Source organism: Citrobacter braakii (assembly GCF_002075345.1).
In the GTDB taxonomy this organism is placed as follows: Bacteria; Pseudomonadota; Gammaproteobacteria; order Enterobacterales; family Enterobacteriaceae; genus Citrobacter; species Citrobacter braakii.
The window spans coordinates 531,923-548,363 of record NZ_NAEW01000001.1; the positions used below are offsets into that span (position 1 = coordinate 531,923).

14 protein-coding genes and 1 other RNA gene are annotated in these 16,441 nt (G+C 50.3%); 4 read left to right on the plus strand and 11 right to left on the minus strand.

Translation table 11 applies throughout. The features are described 5' to 3' along the window. Positions 1–18 precede the first annotated feature (18 nt). A complete protein-coding gene (locus BZK42_RS02805) occupies positions 19–783 on the minus strand; it encodes an electron transfer flavoprotein (RefSeq protein WP_080858720.1) in 765 nt (254 codons plus the stop codon). Between the two features lie 505 nt (positions 784–1,288). Here BZK42_RS02805 and BZK42_RS02810 point away from each other — a divergent pair. Beyond that, positions 1,289–2,179 carry an AraC family transcriptional regulator gene (locus tag BZK42_RS02810; RefSeq protein ID WP_016152891.1) on the plus strand — a complete coding sequence of 297 codons (891 nt, stop codon included), beginning with the start codon at positions 1,289–1,291 and terminating at the stop codon, positions 2,177–2,179. Between the two features lie 54 nt (positions 2,180–2,233). Here BZK42_RS02810 and BZK42_RS02815 read toward each other — a convergent pair whose 3' ends face one another. The 9 genes from BZK42_RS02815 to ydiK form a co-directional block, all read right to left on the minus strand. Beyond that, positions 2,234–3,385 carry an acyl-CoA dehydrogenase gene (locus tag BZK42_RS02815; RefSeq protein ID WP_003836610.1) on the minus strand — a complete coding sequence of 384 codons (1,152 nt, stop codon included), beginning with the start codon at positions 3,383–3,385 and terminating at the stop codon, positions 2,234–2,236. Positions 3,386–3,398: 13 nt separating this feature from the next. After that, a complete protein-coding gene (locus BZK42_RS02820) occupies positions 3,399–4,994 on the minus strand; it encodes an acyl CoA:acetate/3-ketoacid CoA transferase (RefSeq protein ID WP_046274671.1) in 1,596 nt (531 codons plus the stop codon). A 156-nt stretch (positions 4,995–5,150) separates the two neighbouring features. After that, positions 5,151–5,909: a type I 3-dehydroquinate dehydratase gene (gene aroD / locus BZK42_RS02825; RefSeq protein ID WP_016152893.1), complete on the minus strand. Its 759-nt coding sequence runs from the start codon at positions 5,907–5,909 to the stop codon at positions 5,151–5,153. A gap of 36 nt (positions 5,910–5,945) precedes the next feature. After that, entirely contained in the window at positions 5,946–6,812 is an 867-nt protein-coding gene (ydiB, locus tag BZK42_RS02830; RefSeq protein WP_016156358.1) for a quinate/shikimate dehydrogenase, read from the minus strand. Positions 6,813–6,833: 21 nt separating this feature from the next. Next, positions 6,834–8,069: an MFS transporter gene (locus BZK42_RS02835; protein ID WP_047417810.1), complete on the minus strand. Its 1,236-nt coding sequence runs from the start codon at positions 8,067–8,069 to the stop codon at positions 6,834–6,836. Between the two features lie 240 nt (positions 8,070–8,309). Beyond that, complete coding sequence (locus BZK42_RS02840; RefSeq protein ID WP_080858721.1) at positions 8,310–9,530, minus strand: MFS transporter; 1,221 nt, start codon at positions 9,528–9,530, stop codon at positions 8,310–8,312. A gap of 48 nt (positions 9,531–9,578) precedes the next feature. After that, positions 9,579–9,935, minus strand: a complete 357-nt coding sequence (locus tag BZK42_RS02845) for a YdiL family protein (RefSeq protein WP_019076677.1) — start codon at positions 9,933–9,935, stop codon at positions 9,579–9,581. 158 nt (positions 9,936–10,093) lie between these two features. Continuing rightward, positions 10,094–10,201, minus strand: an RNA gene (gene rprA, locus BZK42_RS02850) — antisense sRNA RprA. A gap of 190 nt (positions 10,202–10,391) precedes the next feature. Continuing rightward, positions 10,392–11,501: an AI-2E family transporter YdiK gene (gene ydiK, locus BZK42_RS02855; protein ID WP_016156362.1), complete on the minus strand. Its 1,110-nt coding sequence runs from the start codon at positions 11,499–11,501 to the stop codon at positions 10,392–10,394. 213 nt (positions 11,502–11,714) lie between these two features. Here ydiK and ydiJ point away from each other — a divergent pair, with 213 nt between their 5' ends. The 3 genes from ydiJ (at position 11,715) to BZK42_RS02870 (ending at position 15,444) form a co-directional block, all read left to right on the plus strand. After that, positions 11,715–14,771 carry a D-2-hydroxyglutarate dehydrogenase YdiJ gene (ydiJ, locus tag BZK42_RS02860; protein ID WP_049040476.1) on the plus strand — a complete coding sequence of 1,019 codons (3,057 nt, stop codon included), beginning with the start codon at positions 11,715–11,717 and terminating at the stop codon, positions 14,769–14,771. After that, on the plus strand, positions 14,768–15,178 hold the full coding sequence (gene menI / locus BZK42_RS02865; protein WP_016152900.1) for a 1,4-dihydroxy-2-naphthoyl-CoA hydrolase: 411 nt from the start codon (positions 14,768–14,770) through the stop codon (positions 15,176–15,178). The genes ydiJ and menI overlap by 4 nt, the downstream gene beginning before the upstream one ends. A 77-nt stretch (positions 15,179–15,255) precedes the next feature. Continuing rightward, the gene (locus tag BZK42_RS02870; protein ID WP_029139522.1) at positions 15,256–15,444 is read left to right on the plus strand and encodes a YdiH family protein; all 189 of its coding nucleotides are present in this window, start codon (positions 15,256–15,258) and stop codon (positions 15,442–15,444) included. Between the two features lie 67 nt (positions 15,445–15,511). Here the strand turns inward: BZK42_RS02870 and BZK42_RS02875 are convergent, their stop codons facing one another. After that, complete coding sequence (locus BZK42_RS02875; protein WP_049040477.1) at positions 15,512–16,363, minus strand: Vmh family MBL fold metallo-hydrolase; 852 nt, start codon at positions 16,361–16,363, stop codon at positions 15,512–15,514. Between the last annotated feature and the right edge of the window lie 78 nt (positions 16,364–16,441).

The window sequence follows — 16,441 nt, forward strand, 5'->3', positions numbered from 1 at the left end:
GATTTCTCTCCGTTGGGCTTAGTTCAGGGCTTTTTTCAGGTGTTCAGCCAGTTCGACAATGGCTTCTGCTGAGTCATTTTCCAGAATGATGTGCTGACGTTCGGTTTGCGGCGGCACGGTAAGGCTCACCAGTTCCGCTAACGGTGATGCAGGTATCCAACCAATATCGCTGGCTTGCCACGGGGTGACCGGTTTTTTACCCGCGCCCAGAATCGCCTTCATCGAGGGAATACGCGGTGTGTTGATATCCGACGTCACGCACAGTACGGCGGGGAGCGGCAGATCAATTACTTCGACTTCATCTTCAAGTGTGCGCTCAACCACAAGGCGATCGCCGTTACGTTGGATGCTGCTGACGGCATTAATCACCGGGAGCTGTAATAGTTCGCCAACCAGTAAGCCGACCTGCTGCGCGTAGATATCCCCCGATCCTTCACCGAACAGCATCAGGTCGAAATCCATATTGTTGGCCGCACAGGCCAGCGCCTGAGCGGTATCCCGGGGTAATGAATGCTCCAGTTGTGCATCCTGCACCATATACAAACTGTCCGGCCCGCGGGACAGCACGTCTTTACGCACTTTGGAGTTTTGTAGTAGCGACCCGCCCACCGTTAAGGCGATGATTTCATCACCCTCCGCGCTAAGCTGCGCTGCGGCCTCTATCGCATTTAAGTCAAACTGGCTGATTTTGGCATCGGCCCGGTCAAAGTTAAGCGAGCGCTGTGGGGTAACAACAATGTCCTGTTCTTCAGGCACCAACTTAAAGCAGGTTATTATTTTCATGGCATCTCCAGTGATTCTCGTGTGGATGATGACGTGGTGCGTCATTATCGACAGTAGGGAAAATTGACTGAAAATAGTGTGCGACAGAGGGAGGGCTGTTTTCGACGGGGAAATCTGTTTTCATTGCCAACAATCTTGCAAAAAAAACGTCCCGGGAATGCCTGGTTTATCAGCAATAATCAGACGGTGCGTCCCAGAGGAAAAAACGGGAACACAAAGACAGTGAAAATAATTGCGAAATGCATCATGTTTTTAATCGCCTCTGCGCTGAATTTGTTTCTTATATGTAAATTATTAATGCAGGCTTAATAACATTTATTCTTTTTGATTATTATAAAACGCAAATAATCAATGACAGCAATGTACCAAAGCAAAAGGTGTCATCTTGCAGACGGCGCAAATAATTTTGTTTCGCCGGGAAGGAATAACGTTGTATAACGTCATTATCATTTTTATTTTCTGATATTAATAATCCCAAAATTGCTGCCTTTAGGTGGAGGTTGTCATGTATCAACGCTGTTTTGATAATGCCGTGGAGACCCTTTTTGAACAGGGGAAAACCCCGAGATTCTCGCGATTCGTCATCAGTGATGACCCTAACTGGGAGTCGGGTCATCACGTTCACGATAATGAAACAGAGCTTATTTATGTCAAAAAAGGGGTCGCAAGATTAATTATCGATTCGTCGCTGTATGTCGCGCATGCCGGGGATATCGTGGTGATAGAGCAAGGGCGACTTCATGCGGTTGCTTCGGATAGTAGCGCACCTGCAACGACTTACACCTGCGCGCTCTACGGTTTTCGTTTCAACGGCTGGCAGGATAATCAGCTATTGCAGATGCACTCGTGTCCGGTGATTAGCGTTACTCAGGGGAAGGAAGTTATTAAGAGTATCTTTAATGAGTTGGGGGTTATGCTCCCCCAGAGCAAAAATAACCTGACATCTTCAGCCTACGACGCTTTTGCTTATGCTTTAACCGTTTTATTTTACGAAAACTTTAAAAATGCCTATCGTTCTGAGCAAGGTTATATTAAAAAAGATGTCTTAATTAAAGATGTGCTGGTTTATTTAAATAATAACTTCCGTGAAAAAATTACTCTCGATCAGTTATCCAAAAAATTCCGGGCCAGCGTGAGTTATATCTGCCATGAATTTACTAAGGAGTATCGAATTTCGCCGATCAATTATGTGATTCAGCGACGAATGACCGAGGCGAAATTTGCCCTGACGAATACGGAAGCTTCGTTAGCGGAAATCTCCTGGCGGGTAGGGTATGAAAATGTCGATCACTTTGCCAAACTCTTTCAGCGGCATGTGGGTTGTACCCCCAGTGATTATCGCAAGCAGTTTAAAAATAATCTTGTTGAGCAGGAATGTTTGATGCCAGAGGTCTGATTACCCTGGCTCGTGCCGGAAAACGCTTGTGTGCTATCCGGCACGAATTACCGCTTACTTATTCTGGTAATCTTTCAGGATTTGGCGTCCGGCGACGTAAATCATAATTTCGTCGGTGCCGCCGCCAATGCGCTCGCAGCGAACATCGCGCCAGAATCGGGAAACGCGCGCTTCATCGGTGTAACCCAGCCCGCCCATGATCTGAATGGCGTCATCAATCACTTCCATTGCCGTGCGGGCGCAGTACAGTTTTGCCAACGCCGCGCTGGTCCGCAGCGACTGTTCCTGATCGGCCTGCCAGGCGACTTTCAACACCATATTGCGCATGTTTTCAATTTTAATCGCCATCAGCGCCAGTTTTTCCTGGATCATCTGGTTATGGCCAATCGGTTTACCAAATGCGATGCGCTGGTTAGCGTAACGGGCGGCATCTTCGAAGGCGCACTCGGCGAAACCGGTACTACGCGCGGCGTTGATCAACCGTTCCATCTCAAAGTTGTACATGACGTTGAGGAAGCCCATGCCTTCTTCGCCGACCATATCGCTTTCGTCTACTTCAACATCATCAAGATAGACTTCGCAGGTGCTGAGCATGTGCCAGCCGATTTTATGCAGCGGATTAACCTTAATGCCGGGTTTCTTCGAATCCACCCACCACAGCGTAAAGGCTTTCTTCGGATCTTTCGGCTCCGGATCGCGAGCCAGTACCAGCATATAAGGATACTCTTTAGCGCCGGTGATAAAGGTTTTTTGCCCGTTGAGATATACCTTGCCGTTTTTGCGGGTGTAGCTGGTGGTGGCGCTGTTATTGTCTGAACCTGCTCCCGGTTCGGTTAATGCCAGCGCATAAGCCGGATCGCCCGTTTCCATGGTGCTTTCTGCCGTTTTACGTAACTGCTCGGCGGAGCCAAAACGACGCATACTGTGAATGCACTGACCGTTCGTGATTAAAAAAGCGGGTGCGCCGCATTTGGAAACTTCCATCAGTGCCAGCATCTGCGTGACGTAATCTGCCGGGATACCGCCGAACTCTTCCGGAACGCCCAGCATTGAAATACCGTTGTCCGCAAGGGCGCGCATAAACTCTTTCGGATAGGTAGCCGTCTGATCGCAGGTACGGAAATATTCCTCCGGGAAATTGCTGGTAATCAGTTCGCGAATGCTGGCAAGCAGCAGCTCTTGTTCTTCAGTTAATGAAAAATCCATCAGGGTACTCCTTTTAATTGGCGGCATCGGGCAATATAAAACCCATCGAAGCATCGATAAATAATCTTTCGTCCATCAGTTTCAGTTCCGGAGAAATAACCGGAGGGAAATCCATTTTGTCCAGAATGTCTTCCTGCAAAGAGACTCCTGGCGCAATTTCGACTAAATGAAGGCCATCTTCTTTTAACGTAAATACAGCACGCTCGGTGATGTAACGCACATCCAGTCCGCGCTCGAGTGCAATTTTTCCGCTGAAAGTGACTTCAGGTAATTCGTTGACGAATTTTTTCACCCGGCCTTCCTGCACGATATTTAATTTGCCATTGGCAACTTCCGTTTTCAGGCTTCCGGCAGTTAAGGTGCCGCAAAATATTATTTTCTTCGAGGTGGCGCTAATATCGATAAAACCGCCGGTCCCCATAATTTTGCCATTGAATTTATGTACGCCGACATTGCCGTGGCGATCCACTTCGGCGAAGCTTAAATAGCATACATCCAGCCCACCGCCGTGGTAGAAGTCAAACTGGGAGGTCATATCCAGAATCGCGCGGGTGTTGACGTTGGCGCCAAAGGCGATGCCCTGGGAGGTAATTCCGCCAATCGGGCCGGTCTCGACCGTCAGAATAAAGTCGTCAGCGCAGCCTTCTTCGCGAGCAACGAGACCAATACCATCGGCGATACCCACGCCAACGTTGCCGACCGCGCCTTTGCGCATTTCGAACAGGGCGCGTCGGGCCACCAGTTTACGCTGATTGAGCGGCAGGGCAGTCTGCTGGCTGTCATCAAGGACAAAATCGCCCGAGATAAAGCGGTTAACCGGCGCACCGCCGTACAATTGAGTTTGATCGGGATCGATGACCACAATATCGACCAGATAGCCCGGAATACGCACGGCTTTTGGGTGCAGTGTGGCTTTCTTCACCATTTTTTGCACCTGCATCATGACGATACCGCCGTTGTTGTGAACGGCCTGAGCAATCACCAGCGCGTCGAGATACATAACTTCATCTTCAAACGTGGCGTAACCTTCGCTGTCGCAGGTGGTGGCGCGAATAAAGGCGATGTTTGGCGCAATGGCTTTGTAGTAGAGGTACTCTTTGTTATCAATTTCCACCAGCTTGATCAGATCTTCGGTGGTCACTTCATTCAGCTTTCCGCCCTGTTGGCGGGGATCGACAAATGTTCCGATACCGATCTCGCTCAGAATACCCGGCTGGTGGGCTGCCGAGGCACGCAGGGTCTGGGTTAATACGCCCTGAGGATAGTTATAGGCGGCAATTTTATTCTGCTCAGCGAGGTCAGAAATTCGTGGTGATTGTCCCCAGTGGCCGCATAATGCCCATTTGACTAAACCTTCCTGTGCTAACGGGCTAATTCCACGGTCAGCACGGTCACCTAATCCCGTTGGGCTAATCAATGATAAGTTTCGGGGTGAGTGTGCATTTTTATATTTTTCAGCCAGCGCGTTAATTAATGTTGTTGCTTCGAGAATACCGCCGCCTGCGCCTAATACGCAGAGCGTTGCCTCATCAGGAATATAATTAATGGCATCCGCTGCGGATAATACGGGGACCCGACCATCAATGCGTTTTGGTCTTGATAATTTCATGTGAACTCCAGATTATATGCGTGCGACTACCTGTCGCTATATTCGACAATAATAATGTGAGTTATTTAATAATGTCCGGCCATCTGCCCGATATTCGGGATTAAGCGAATATCTGGGGCAGGGCATTACTGATATTAATATGGATAAACAGTACTATTACGCCTGATGCAATATGGTCAAAACGGTACGTAGGTCGGTGACCGAAATTTGCCCAGGGGCAGAGGCTTTTTTCACCGCGCCAAAGGTTGCCGCTGAACCGAAAACCTCACCGGACAGACGTGAAATCACCCCTGTTTTAGCCATCGACATAGTAATGATCGGGCGATCGGCATAGCGTTCCTGCATTTCCAGAGTTGCGCCAAGCAGGGTCAATACATCCGTCTTGTTTTGCGGCATCAGGGCGATTTTCGGGATATCAGCGCCAAGCTCCTGCATTTTACGCAGGCGCAGGACAATCTCTTGTGCCGCTGGCGTCTTATGGAAATCATGATTCGACATAATGACGGCGACATTTTTTGCATGTGCATATTCGACGGTGGCTTTAATCAGTTCGTCACCGGTGAAAAGCTCCAGGTCAATCATATCGACCAGACCGCTATCTACCGCCGCACGGTTTAGCGCAATATAGTTTTCGACAGCCAGCGCCTGTTCACCACCTTCTTTGGCACTACGGAAGGTGAACAGCAGCGGTTTGTCAGCCATCACCTCGCGGATGGCGCGTGCAGCTTCCAGTACGGCATCAACGGAGGACACCTCGGTGAAATGGTCAACGCGCCATTCCAGAATGTCGAAATCCGCCTCGCGATAGGCCAGCGCTTCGCTTTTTACCGTTGCGATGTCTTTACCCATCAGTGAGACAATGATCTTCGGCGCACCCTCGCCAATGACGAGGTTTTTTACGGTTACGGTTTTCATCGATTACCCTTTAAATATTTTACAAATGCTTGCCCATCAGGCTGCAAAACCCATAACCTGTTTCACATACTCAAGAGGGAAATCTTTCCCTGTCCAGAGTTTAAACTGTTCAGCCCCTTGCCATAACAACATGCCGTAACCATCAATCGTTTTGCAACCGGCAAGTTGTGCCTGTTGCAATAATTTGGTCATATGCGGGTTGTAGACGCATTCAGTCACCAGCAGATCCGGGCGTAGCAGGGAAACGTCGGTCACCAGAGATTCGTTCTCCAGCGGCTTCATTCCCACTTTCGTACCGTTGGTCAGAATATCCGCGCTTGCCAGTGCGTCCGCAAAAGCCTGTCGATCGTCGAGATCGATAACGGTGACCACGCAATCGGTATTTTCATTAACACGTTTGGCGAATTCCTGCGCTTTGGCAAAGAACTCATCTTGACGGTTAAAGAGTTTGATTTCTTTGATGCCTTCAATCGCCGCCTGGGCGCCAATGGCCGTTGACGCGCCGCCTGCGCCCAACAGTACCATGGTTTTACCCCTGATATCGAAACCGCTTTCCTTGATGGCACGAATATGACCCGTGCCATCAGTATTGTAGCCGCGCAGGTAACCATCATCATTGACGATAGTATTAATCGCGCCGACCAGTTTGGCTGCAGGCGTTAATTCATCAACATATTCACATGCCAGTTGCTTGTTGGGCATTGAGACTCCGGTACCGCGCATTTTTAAGGCCTTCAGCCCGGCAATCGCATTAGCAAACGTGGAGTTATCGACTTCAAATGCCATGTAGGTAAAAGGTAATCCCGCTTTTTCTAATGCCTTATTTTGCATTTCAGGCGACAGGCTGTGTCTGATCGGGTAGGCCATCAGACCAATCAGTTCATATTTTGCAGTTACGTCCATTTGATACTCCTTCTAAGCAATTTATTGAAAATAACGTTCGCCCAACCGCACATCATTTTTGGGAATATCAAATACGCGGTAGTAACGAATAAAGACGATGATGGCGGTGATGAAGGCCAGCAAAGCAAATGCAAGGTCCAGCAAAATGATGTACTGCAGACCAATGTTTGAAAGGTATCCGGTGATTAATGGGATAATAAAGTTGGCTACGCCCCCCATCATCATATAAATACTGGTGACCTTGGCTTTGCTCCTGGGGAAAAACTCTGACATCACCGAAACGCCGAGCTGTAAAATACCGCCTGCGGCAGAAAACCCGATAAGAAATGAACCGGCGTTACACACCAATGGGGATGGATATAAATAGATAACCGCTGCGGTGAGGGTTGCCAGCCCGGCGTTAAACACATTCGCCCAAATGGGTCGAACCATTTTCTTGAGCAGTGCAGCAAAAATAAACACGCAGACCAGCGAACCCATACTGTAGTAAGAGATGGTTTTCAGCGCGTCGGCTTCTGCCATGCCGGCAAATGCCATCGCGTATTTCGGCATCCAGACTACGATGACGTAAAAGGTCGAGAATGCGGCCACCCCAAACATAACGGAGGCTACGCCTTCCAGCCAGACCAGCGGTTTACTGTTCATCTGCGGTAGCTCTTTTGCAATGCCCGCATCCACCATCTGGCTGGGGAAACGGCTTTTGAGCAGCATCAACGTTATGACGACGAACAGTACCCCCGGGATAATGACCGCATAGCCGTACCAGATATGGTTGAGCAGCATGGTGCTGACGACGATGGGGTAGATCATCTGCCCGAATGAGACCATCGCTTTAACCAGGATAACCGCTGACCCAGATGCCTTAGGGAAGCATTCCATCAATGCCGGATAGCCCCCTGTATCCAGGGCCGAGTTAGCGACGCCGACACAAACAGCGAGAATAAAGGCAATCATCAGATTCGGGCTGGCGGGAATGCCGAAGAAAAACAGCATGTACAGAATTGCCCCTAACAGAATGATAGCCCGTCTACCAAATTTATCTGAGAGCACACCAAAGAATAAAATACTCACCAGGCGGCCAAGACCAATGCCGGAAATTAAATAGGCTATCCCAGCATTGTCGGTGGAGAATTTTTCTGCAAGAGAACTCATGTTTTGCGCCAGTGTAATGACGCTAATGCCGTGTAAAAAATAACTTAAATAAATACAGATTATCGCCAAAAGAAATGGCGTATTAAAGGTCTTATTTTGAGACATGTTCACAACTCCTTGCGGATTTTAAAATTGTTCTGTGCTCGTCGATATTGTTTAAATTGCGGCGACCTTGTGATTAATATACTGGGGTGCTGATATTGTGCCTACATAGCATGGCGTTTAAGTTACCAGGTATGTTGCATGCTCAACTGTGAAACTTAATTCTTTCAACCAAGATTTTGCTGAAGTTTTAAAACCGCGACCAATTATTTTGCAGCGGGGGAGAACAATATTGCATCCGCGTTATTTTACGACCGTCGCCATGTTTAGTTGCTGCTTTGTCGTGATACGGCTGCGATAGCCAATAAACAATGCTAACAGGAAGCCTACCGCGGCTATACCGGTATCAAACCACATGATGTGAGCAATGCTGGTCTGCGAGAGTCTTGCCGTTATCAGTGGGATGGTGAAGGTCGCAATGCTGCCCGCGCTGTAGTAAATCCCGGTGGCTTTGCCCTTCGCATCGGGAAAGCGTGCGGCCATCAGCGTTAAACCGATTTGTACAACGCCTCCGGCTGAAGAGAAACCGATGACAAACGCGAAGACGATCACCATGTAGATCGACGGATGCAGGCAAACCATCAGCAAGGCGATAAATGAGATAAAGGTGTACAGCATTAACAGAGAGGTTGCGCGCCCCGTCTTTCGTGCCAGTGGCGCGGTGATCAACACACACAGTAGAGAACCGCAGGTATATATGCTTAACAGCTTGATCGATAAGGTGTAGGACATCCCGGCGACAAACTGTCCGTACTGTGCCAACCACTGGCTTATCAGATAAAATGTCGCCATGGCGATGTAGCCGTACAGAGTGTAACTGGCGAGATCAAGAAGAGAACAACGATGTTCAGATTGTATGCTTTTCTGTTCAACGGGTAATGCCTTGAGGGGGGCTTGATGCCCAGGATGGGCCGGGAATCGACAGCGAAACAAAAATACGCCATTGATTAGCATCACCGCGGCCGCCACAAGGAAGGACCAGCCAAACCAAAGTTCTGCCCACACCAGCAGACTGATAATCATCGGCAGCAGAAACTGACCGATGGAAACAAACGCTTTAATTAAGATATTAGCCGTGCCGGGAGAGCGGGGAAACGCCTCCATCAGGCTGGGGTAAGTTCCGGCGTCAAGAAAACTGTTTGCCATTCCGGCTAAAAATCCAAAAGCATAGGCAATATAAATGCTGTGAGTATTGATGATGCCTACAAAGAACAGCAGGTAGCAGGCCATGCCGAAAATAATAAACGGTCTGCGGCCATAGCGATCGGAAAGCATGCCCGCCACCAATAACACGCTTAAACGGCCAATGCCGAGTGAGGAAATAACAATTGAGACGCCTGCGGCATCGGTGTGCCACTGTTGTTCCAGTGAAGACATATTGAGGCTCATCAGAATGACCCCCATGCCGTGTACCAGGTAATTAAAGTACAGCCCTATCGCAGTGGAGAAATAGGTGTTTTTCATAATATGTTACTCAGCGAAGAGGCTAAATGAGTGTGGCGCTGCGGTCTCTTAACACAAACGCTCAAGGTCGTGGGCATACAGTTCAACAGCGGCCGATTGATAGATTTTCCAGTCGAGAAAATCATCGTGCTGATAAACCGCCTGAAAAGAGTTCAGATCGGGAAAGAAACGCATGGTGTTATTACCGATACGGTTATTTATTTTTTCGATAATGGCGTTAATTCTTAACTTTCGTCTGGCTTTCATTTCTGCACAAATGCGCGTGATGTCTTCCGGGATTTCCCTTTCGCCATTCTCCCATTGTTGCCAGGCGGCAACATTGTGATCCCGCGAGATATACATAGCGCTTTCTTCTACCGTCATAGCAAAAATATGGCGGATAGCCTGGAGTTCTAATGCGTTCATTATTTGATCACCTCATAAAAGACGGTGGAATAGTAATAACATTGCTGTGGATATTTCGGCTTGAAGAGAGTCACAGTATCTTGTGCAATATTATTTGTTTATCAACGGGGAAGAGATGAGCTGTGGTGCGGTAAGGTTGGTGGCGAGGCGCGCCAAGGACAAAAAAAAGCCCATCGTGGGAGATGGGCAAAGACTACACACAGCAATTCGTTGTTTCACTCAGGGGATTTCCATGCTTATAAATCAATGTGTTGATCTAAAGCCATGGGCTAATAGTAGGCATACTGATTTTTTACGTCGATCAGATTCATCTCAATAGTTTAAAAACTGTAAATAATTTGCGAAGCAAATGAGTATTTAAAGAAGGATAACGTTGGGTCTTATTCAGTAAGCGGGCGGAATTGATTAGTATTGTTAAACAATCAGGCGGCGGTGCCGCCTGACGTGGGATTGGGATTACTTATTGCGTTCGATTTCAGCAATTTCTTCGAGGATTTCGTCGGGATCGCTACCTGGCGCAGGGGCTTCGTTTACCCAGGCGGAGAACAGACGCCAGGACACGGCCAGTACAACCGGGCCGATAAACAGACCAATCATGCCGAAGGCAATCAGTCCGCCGATGACCCCTGAGAGAATCAGGATCAGTGGCAAATCGGCCCCCATGCGAATCAGCATCGGGCGAATAACGTTATCCAGCGTTCCGACCACGCCGCTCCACACCAGCAGCACCGTGCCCCAGGTTGAATCGCCCGTCCAGTACAGCCAGATAATGGCCGGGACCAGCACCGGCAATGGTCCCAGTTGCACCAGACAAGACAGGATCATCAATACCGCCAGCAACGTGGCGTACGGCACGCCGGTTACCGCCAGACCAATGCCACCGAGCACTGCCTGCACCAGCGCGGTGACCACAACGCCTAATGCGACGGCGCGAATGGCTTGTGCTGCCAGCAGAATGGCGGCATCGCCACGTTTGGATGCCAGGCGACAAGCGAAGTGGCGAATACCTAACGCCACCTGTTCACCGCGCCAGTACAGCAGGGCGCTGAACAGCAGCATCAGACCACAGTGCATCATAAAGCGGCCAAGATGTGCAGCCTGGCCAACAAACCAGGTCGTCGTCGTGCCGATATAAGGACGAACCTTGGCCATGATGGCCGCGCCGCCCATATCCAGCAGACTGTGCCACGCGGCATACAATTTTGCGCCGACCAACGGAATACTGTTCAGCCACGCCAGATCCGGCAGGGTCATATCGCCTGCGGTTACGGCATGGATCAATGGCCCGCTGCCATCAACAATGCTATTGACCAGTAGCGCGATAGGAATGATGAACAACAGCACCAGCAGCAGGGTCATCACCAGCACGGCCAGCGAGCGACGGCCCCAGAGCAATTTTTGTAAGCGTAGCAGGATCGGCCAGGTCGCAATGACCACCGTCCCCGCCCATGCAAAACCGAGGATAAAGGGCTGAACAATCCAAAGACAGGCCACAATCATGACGGCTAAAAACAGCGCCGATAGCAGCACTTGTGCAATATCCTTGGGCTGGCGGAAATTTACCATAAATACTTTTCACCTTTGTCTTTGCGCCAGAACGTTGACGCGACGTGAACACTTTAATGACACCCTGTAATGATGAGCAATTTCAGCGGTTTTTAACAGGCGGATTCTGCCTGTAAATCTGCTGAGCGTATTAGAAAAAAATGTGATACAACAAACAAAGCAACACGCAAACGATTAAATTCACAACACAGACCGCAGGAAAGGGTCACTATAATGATTCCACAAATTTCTCAGGCGCCAGGTGTCGTTCAACTGGTGCTCAATTTTTTGCAGGCACTGGAGCAGCAAGGATTTACGGGCGATACGGCAACGAGCTATGCCGATCGTCTGACAATGTCGACGGATAACAGTATTTATCAGCTGCTTCCCGATGCTGTCGTATTCCCTCGTTCAACCGCAGATGTGGCGCTCATCGCTCGTCTGGCGGCGGAACCTCTTTTCTCTTCGTTGATTTTTACCCCACGTGGCGGCGGCACCGGGACCAACGGTCAGGCGCTGAATCAGGGCATTATTGTTGATATGTCCCGCTACATGAGCCGCATCATTGAAATCAATGCGCAGGAAGGTTGGGTGCGGGTCGAAGCCGGGGTGATAAAAGACCAGCTCAACCAGTTTCTGAAGCCTTACGGCTATTTCTTTGCCCCCGAGTTATCCACCAGTAACCGGGCAACGCTGGGTGGGATGATCAATACCGACGCATCCGGACAAGGCTCGTTGGTTTACGGTAAAACCTCCGATCACGTGCTGGGTATCCGCGCGGTGCTGATGGGCGGCGATATTCTTGATACCCAGCCAATGCCGGTCGAACTTGCCCAAACGCTGGGTAATAGCAACACCACTATTGGCCGCATCTACAAGACGGTTTATGAGCGTTGCCGCGACAACCGACAGCTGATCATTGATAAATTCCCGAAACTTAATCGCTTCCTGACTGGTTACGATCTGCGGCACGTCTTTAACGATGAGATGACCGAATTTGATTTAACCCGCATTCTTACTGGCTCTGAAGGTACGCTGGCGTTTATCACCGAAGCCCGTCTCGATATCACGCCGCTACCCAAAGTCAGACAACTGGTTAACGTTAAGTACGACTCTTTCGACTCGGCATTGCGTAATGCCCCGGTGATGGTGGAAGCGCGCGCGCTGTCGGTAGAAACCGTCGACTCCAAAGTGCTTAACCTGGCACGGGAAGATATTGTCTGGCACTCGGTAAGTGAATTGATTACCGATGTGGCGGATAAAGAGATGCTGGGTCTGAATATTGTGGAGTTTGCCGGTGACGATGAAGCATTGATTGATTCGCAAGTCAGCGCACTGTGCGAACGGCTGGATGGCTTAATCGCGCGTCAGGAAGCGGGCGTTATAGGCTGGCAGCTATGTACTGAGCTGGCGGGCGTCGAGCGCATTTACGCGATGCGTAAAAAAGCCGTCGGTCTGCTGGGGAATGCGAAAGGGGCCGCGAAGCCGATTCCGTTTGCTGAAGATACCTGCGTTCCACCGGAACATCTGGCTGACTATATTGCCGAGTTCCGTGCGCTGCTCGATAGCCACGGCCTGAGTTACGGCATGTTTGGTCACGTGGATGCAGGCGTGCTGCACGTCAGACCGGCGCTGGATATGTGCGACCCGCAGCAGGAAGTGCTGATGAAACGCATTTCTGACGATGTTGTCGCGCTGACGGCAAAATATGGCGGTCTGCTGTGGGGTGAGCACGGGAAAGGTTTTCGTGCAGAATATAGCCCGGCGTTCTTCGGTGAGGAACTGTATCGCGAACTGCGTAAAGTGAAATCGGTGTTTGATCCGCAAAACCGGCTCAATCCTGGCAAAATCTGTCCACCGGAAGATGTTGATGCGCCGATGATGAAAGTGGACGCGGTGAAGCGCGGAACGTATGACCGTCAGATCCCGCTGGCCGTACGCCAGGAGTGGCGTGGGGCGATGGAGTGTAACGGCAACGGGTTATGCTTTAACTTTGATGCGAAAAGCCCGATGTGTCCGTCGATGAAAATCAGCCTCAACCGCATCCATTCACCGAAAGGGCGAGCTACGCTGGTGCGTGAATGGCTGCGTCTGTTGGCAGATCGCGGGATTGACCCGCTACAGCTGGAAAAAGAGCTACCGGAAAAACGTGCCAGTTTACGTACGCTGATTGCCCGTACCCGCAACAGCTGGCATGCGCGCAAAGGTGAATACGATTTCTCGCACGAAGTGAAAGAGGCAATGTCGGGTTGTCTGGCGTGTAAAGCCTGCTCCACACAGTGCCCGATTAAAATCGATGTGCCGGAGTTCCGCTCACGCTTCCTGCAGTTGTATCACACGCGTTATCTGCGGCCGTTGCGCGATCACATGGTGGCGACCGTTGAGAGTTATGCGCCGTTAATGGCGCGGGCGCCCAACGCGTTTAACTTCTTCATCAACCAGCCGCTGGTGCGTAATCTGGCTAAAAAGCACATCGGCATGGTCGACTTACCGCTGCTGTCTGCGCCGTCGCTTCAACGTCAGTTGGTTGGCCATCGTTCCGCCAATATGACGCTGGAACAGCTCGAATTACTCAGCCTTGAGCAAAAAGCCCGTACGGTGCTGGTAGTGCAGGATCCGTTCACCAGCTATTACGATGCACAGGTGGTGGCTGATTTTATACGTCTGGTTGAAAAGCTGGGTTTGCAGCCGGTACTGCTGCCGTTCTCGCCAAACGGCAAGGCCCAGCATATTAAGGGCTTTTTAAACCGTTTTGCTAAAACCGCAAAGAAAACATCTGAGTTTCTCAATCGGGTGGCGAAGCTGAATATTCCGATGGTGGGTGTCGATCCGGCGCTGGTGCTTTGCTATCGCGATGAATACAAACTGGCGCTCGGGGAACATCGGGGCGATTTCCATGTGTTACTCGCCAACGAATGGTTATCGACAGTTGTGGAGTCACAGCCGCCAGTCGCTGTGGGCGGTGAACCGTGGTACTTCTTTGGACACTGTACCGAAGTGACGGCCCTGCCGGGCGCGCCTGCTCAGTGGGCGGCTATTTTTGCCCGCTTTGGCGCGAAGCTGGAGAACATCAGCGTAGGGTGCTGTGGTATGGCGGGCACCTATGGCCACGAAGTGAAGAATCATCAGAACTCACTGGGGATCTATGAGCTATCATGGCACCAGGCAATGCAACGATTGCCGCGTAACCGTTGTCTGGCTACCGGATACTCCTGTCGCAGTCAGGTTAAACGCGTTGAAGGCACGGGCGTTCGCCATCCATTACAGGCACTGCTGGAGATTATAGGATGATCTGGAAACGTGAAGTCACACTCGAAGCGCTCAACGCCATGGGTGAAGGAAATATGGTTGGGCTGCTTGATATTCGTTTTGTGCACATTGGCGATGACACGCTGGAAGCCACAATGCCGGTAGACCACCGTACTAAACAACCATTTGGTTTGCTGCACGGCGGCGCGTCCGTGGTGCTGGCTGAGAGCATTGGTTCGGTGGCTGGTTATCTGTGTACTCAGGGTGAGCAGAAAGTGGTGGGCCTGGAGGTCAACGCCAACCATATTCGCTCGGCGCGGGAAGGGCGCGTCAGAGGGGTATGTCGCGCGGTGCATACCGGCTCCCGTCATCAGGTATGGCAAATCGAAATCTTCGATGAGCAGGGACGATTGTGCTGCACGTCGCGTCTGACAACAGCAATTTTGTGATGCATATTGCTTTTGGTCATTATCTGCACAGGGAATGGTGTTATACTGTGCAGGTTTTGAACACAAGCGAGGATGATATGTCTACCCAATTAGACCCGGCCCAACTGGCAATAGAGTTTTTACGTCGTGATAAAACCGATCTTTCACCAGCTCAGTACCTGAAAAGACTGAAACAGTTAGAGCTGGAGTTCGCGGATTTATTGACGCTTTCTTCGACTGAACTTAAAGAAGAGATCTATTTTGCCTGGCGCATGGGCGTTCATTGATTCCGGTATGCTTATCGTAATGAAACCCCGACACGCGTTCGGGGTTATTTTTTGCGTTAAATCTCAATCACCACTTCATCTCACCAGTATTAACCTTCGCACTTAGCTCCAGAGAACTTGCGTCTGCAAGACCTGGCCATGCCGCGGTGATGGTTTTAATCACATAATCCGAACCTTTCTTCGCCCCTAACGCCTGCTCAAACGATTGCAGATAGTCCTGTGTGAAGCGAATCGCTTTATCGCCCACAGGGCGTTCGCCGATGTAATGCCCCGGGACCACCTGGGTGGGTTGTAACTTCTGCATTTCGCTCAGTACGCTACGCCACGCGCTACGCTGTTCTGCAGATTGCGTATCCGCCGTCCAGACGTGTATACCAGACGCCACGCCGGTACCGCCAATAATGGCACGGTTCGCCGGGATCCAGACATAGGCTGCATAATCATTAGGGTGGCGCAGCTCCAGCGTTTCACCATCAACTGTGAAATGCGTTTGCGTTGTCGCCTGCGGAACGGTGAGCGATGTTGGCGCGCCATCCTTCATTTGCGGACCCCAGAATTGCAGTTTGGCCTCTTTGGTGGCACGGATATGGTCTACTACGTGCGGTGTTGCCAGGACTTTTACCTGTGGGAAGGCTTTGACGATAGGCTGCAGTCCGAAATAGAAATCCGGATCGCCGGAGGTGATCACGATGGCCTTTAGCGTTTTACCGCTGGCGCGAATCATCTGCACCAGCTGTTCACCATCTTTAGTACTGAACTGAGCGTCAAACAATATTGCTTCTTTCGGTCCTGAAACCAGCGTTGAAGAGACCGGGAAAATAGCCTTGTCCTGTGGATTGTAGACGTCCAGCTGTAGCGTCGCGGCAAAGGATGAAGAGGCGAACAGAGGTAACAGCAGGGCCAGCGTTTTAACTTTCATGCCAGGTATCCTTGTGCAGGAAATTGTCTTTTGATAGTTCCTGTATTTTAAGGAAATTCGGATCTGTTAGAATTCCCT